The organism is Craterilacuibacter sp. (genome assembly GCF_051659485.1).
Taxonomy (GTDB): Bacteria; Pseudomonadota; Gammaproteobacteria; order Burkholderiales; family Chromobacteriaceae; genus Craterilacuibacter.
Genome location: NZ_JBOFOO010000075.1, coordinates 1 through 3,834, shown reverse-complemented (window position 1 = coordinate 3,834; position 3,834 = coordinate 1). Strand labels below are relative to the sequence as shown.

The 3,834-nt window shown below is 61.1% G+C and carries 5 protein-coding genes; 1 reads left to right on the top strand and 4 read right to left on the bottom strand.

All coding sequences use genetic code 11. The annotated features are described in order from the left end of the window. Positions 1 to 234: Wzy polymerase domain-containing protein (locus ACRC1E_RS02640; protein ID WP_438513555.1), on the top strand; the 234-nt coding region annotated here is incomplete at its 5' end. A 60-nt stretch (positions 235 to 294) separates the two neighbouring features. Here the strand turns inward: ACRC1E_RS02640 and rpoH are convergent. The 4 genes from rpoH to ftsY form a co-directional block, all read right to left on the bottom strand. Then, positions 295 to 1,140 carry an RNA polymerase sigma factor RpoH gene (gene rpoH / locus ACRC1E_RS02635; RefSeq protein ID WP_438513554.1) on the bottom strand — a complete coding sequence of 282 codons (846 nt, stop codon included), beginning with the start codon at positions 1,138 to 1,140 and terminating at the stop codon, positions 295 to 297. A gap of 162 nt (positions 1,141 to 1,302) precedes the next feature. Beyond that, positions 1,303 to 2,211, bottom strand: coding sequence for a permease-like cell division protein FtsX (gene ftsX, locus ACRC1E_RS02630; RefSeq protein ID WP_438513553.1), 909 nt, complete (start codon positions 2,209 to 2,211; stop codon positions 1,303 to 1,305). Further along, positions 2,208 to 2,861 (bottom strand): cell division ATP-binding protein FtsE, encoded by a 654-nt coding sequence (ftsE, locus tag ACRC1E_RS02625; RefSeq protein WP_438513552.1) that lies wholly within the window; start codon positions 2,859 to 2,861, stop codon positions 2,208 to 2,210. The genes ftsX and ftsE overlap by 4 nt, the downstream gene beginning before the upstream one ends. Before the next feature lie 62 nt (positions 2,862 to 2,923). Beyond that, a partial coding sequence (gene ftsY, locus ACRC1E_RS02620) for a signal recognition particle-docking protein FtsY (RefSeq protein ID WP_438513551.1) occupies positions 2,924 to 3,834 on the bottom strand: 911 nt, incomplete at its 5' end.

Genomic DNA, 3,834 nt, shown 5'->3' with positions numbered 1-3,834 from the left:
ACGCGGCTGGCGGCGTTCCGCCCTTACCCTGATGTGTTGCTGAAAAAAGCCCAGCTGGAGGCGCTGGCCGGGCGGCCGGATCAGGCACGCCGGACTTTGCAGCAGGCGCTGGCTTCGTTCCCGACCTATGCGCCGCAATATATGCACAGGCTAGCGGGAAGCGAGCCTGCGTGGGCGGGGCTGTATCAGGAGGCGAGTGCCGCCCGGGCAAGGCTGCCCGAGCGTTATCGCTAGCAATGGAACGGGCCTGGATGCTTAGCACCCAGGCCCGTTTTGACGCTTGCCGCTGCCGGCTTAGGCGACCAGCGCGGTTTTCATTTTTTGCAGTGCCTTGACTTCGATCTGGCGGATACGCTCGGCGGATACGCCGAATTCGGCGGCCAGTTCGTGCAAGGTGGCGCCGCTGTCATCGGCCAGCCAGCGTGCTTCGACGATGCGGCGGCTACGGGCATCCAGTGTTGCCAGGGCTTCGGCCAGACCTTCGCTTTGCAGGCGATCGACGGCTTTTTTCTCGATCTGGCGCATCGGCTCGTGTTCGCTGTCGGCCAGCCAGTCTATGGGGGCGTAGCTGTCGTCGTCGCCATCATCTGCCAGCAGGGTGATGTCCTGCCCGGTCATGCGGGTTTCCATTTCCAGCACTTCTTCCGGCTTGACGCCCAGATCGTCGGCAATGGCGCGTGCCTCGACATCGGACAGCGCCGACATACTCTTCTTCATGCTGCGCAGGTTGAAAAACAGCTTGCGCTGCGGCTTGGTGGTGGCAATGCGCACCAGACGCCAGTTGCGCAGGATGAATTCGTGCATTTCGGCCTTGATCCAGTGCACGGCAAACGAGAACAGGCGCACGCCGCGTGCCGGTTCGAAGCGTTTGACGGCTTTCATCAGGCCGATATTGCCTTCCTGTATCAGGTCGGCTTGCTGCAGGCCGTAGCCGGCGTAACCGCGGGCAATGGAAACCACCACGCGCATATGGGACATCACCAGTGTGCGGGCTGCTTCCAGATCATTCTGTTCGTGATACCGGGTGGCCAGCTTGACCTCTTCTTCCTGCGACAGCATGGGCAGACGGTTCACCGCCTGAATGTATTGCTCCAGGCTGCCGGTGCTGGAAGGAACGGGTAAAGCGAGGGATGCGGTCATTGGGTACACTACCTCCTGTCTTGAACTCGGATGTTAGCACTCTGTGTTAGTGAGTGCCAGAATCGTGCGGTTCCGCACTGAATGAAATTTTTAATGCGAAGGATAGCGCCAAGCAATGAAGCGGCGCTTAAGCGGGGCGGAACAGCGTCCGCCCCGGCAGATTTAATGCGCTTGCGCCTGACGCAAGTGGTGGTCGGTGGCAAGGCGCGCGCCGCTGATGGCCAGCAGGGCGGAGACCAGCAGCAGCAAGCCCAGTTCTGCGGCCGATAGCGAGCGCAAGGCCAGTTGCTCGTTATAGAGGCGGGCGAGATCCGCCAGCACCGGATTGGCGACGGCGATCAGATAGCTGGCCATGCCCCAGGCCAAGAGCGCCGACAACAGGCCCTGCCATAGCGCGTGATAGAGGAAGGGGCGGCGGATAAAGCTGTCGCTGGCACCGATCAGCTTGGAAATGCCGATCTCGTCGCGGCGCGCCAGTATCTGCATGCGGATGGTGTTGTGCGTCACCAGCACCAGCGCCACGGCAAAGGCGATGCCGAGAAACAGGCTGAGGTGCTTGCCCAGCTTGAGCAACTGGCTCAGGCGTTCGGCCCAGGCGGCATCAAACTGGACATTCTCCACCATGGGCAGGCCGGACAGCTCTTTTTGCAGCAGGTCGAGATCCCGGGTTTCCAGCGAGGCCGGCCTGACTATAAAGGCATCCGGCAGCGGATTGCCATCCAGCCCCTGTGCCATGCCGCTAATGCCGTTACGCGACTCTAGCGCCATCAGCGCCTGATCCTTGTCGATAAACTGGTGCTCGGCGATCTTGGGATGGTTGTTGAGCGTGCTCTCGACCGCAGCCAGATCGGCAGGCTCGCTCGCCATTTCCATGAATACGGTCAGCTCGGGGGTGACTTCCAGCTTGCCGCTCCAGTCCTGAATGCTCTGTACCGTCAAATACAGGCTAAGCGGTAGCGCCAGTGCCAAAGACAGCATCAGGAGGTTGAGCAGGCTGGCCAGTGGCTGGCGCAGGATGCGGGCCAGTGCCTGGACGGCACTTTGCCAGTGCAGATAGAAATAGTGTTTCACGATGCAAACTGCCCCTCACGCAGGCGGATAATGCGACGGCCGTAGTCTTCCATCAGGGTTTCGTCGTGTGCCGAAATCAGTACCGTCACGCCGACCTGATGGAAGGACTTGAACAGTTCCATGATATCGAGTGCGTAGGCACGGTCGAGGTTGGCCGAAGGCTCGTCGGCCAGCAGGATGCTGGGGCGGTGTACCACGGCGCGGGCGATGCACAGGCGCTGCTGCTCGCCGCCGGACAGGCCGATGGGCATGCTTTTTTCTTTATTCAGCAGGCCGACCTTGTCCAGTGCAGCGCGCACCCGGCGGGCGGCATCACGCCGGTCGAAGCCGATAATGTCCAGCGGCAGCATTACGTTGTCGAAGACCGAGCGGTCGTACAGGATTTTGTGGTCCTGAAATACGATGCCGATATGCTGGCGCACATAGGGCAGCTGGCCGGCACGCAACTGGCTGAGATTCTGCTTGTTGACGATGACGTTGCCGCTGGTGGCGCGCTCGATGCCGGAGACCAGCTTGAGCAGGGTGGACTTGCCGGCACCGGAGTGCCCGGCGAGAAACACCATTTCACCGCTGGCGATGGAAAAGCTCAGGTTTTTCAGGGCATCGAAACCGCCCGGATAGCGCTTGCTCACCTGATCGAACTGGATCATGTGATGGTTCCCCTTGAATCAAAAGACAGGCACACGGCTCTGTGCACCCGTGCTTGTCTCTGTCAGTCGAACAGCGCGTCTACATAGTCGCGCGCCTTGAATGGACGCAGATCGTCGATACCTTCGCCCACCCCGATGAAGCGCAGCGGAATCGGGCGCTGCGAGGCAATGGCGGCAATCACGCCGCCCTTGGCCGTGCCGTCGAGTTTGGTCAGGATCAGGCCGGTCAGTTGCAGCGCGTCGTCAAAGGAGACCACCTGAGACACGGCGTTCTGGCCGATATTGGCATCCAGCACCAGAATGATTTCATGCGGGGCTTCCGGTAGTGCTTTCTGGATCACCCGCTTCACTTTCTTGATTTCTTCCATCAGGTGCAATTGGGTCGGCAGCCGCCCGGCCGTGTCGGCCAGCACCACATCGATGCCGCGCGCCATGGCTGCCTGAATCGCGTCGTAACATACCGCCGCCGAGTCGCCGCCCTGCTGGGCGATAACGGTGACGTTGTTGCGCTCGCCCCAGGCCATCAGCTGTTCGCGCGCAGCAGCGCGGAAGGTGTCACCCGCGGCCAGCAGTACGCTCTTGCCCTGATCCTGATAATACTTGGCCAGCTTGCCGATGGAGGTGGTCTTGCCGGCACCGTTGACGCCGGCCAGCATGATGACGAAAGGTTTCTTGCCGCTGATGTCCAGCGGCTTTTCCAGCGGCTCGATCAATTCGTTGATCGAGTCCTTGAGCGCGCCCTTGAGTTCGGACGCATCTTTCAGGCCCTTGAGCGAGACACGTTGGCGTACGTCGCCCAGCAGATGGGTCGTTGCCGCTATCCCCATGTCGGCGGTGAGCAGTACCGCTTCCAGTTCCTCGTACAAGTCTTCATCTATCTTGCCGCCACCAAACAGTGCCGCCAGCGATTTGCCCAGCTTGCTGCGGGTCTTGGCCAGCCCGGCCTTAAGGCGCTCGGTCCAGCTGCTTTTTG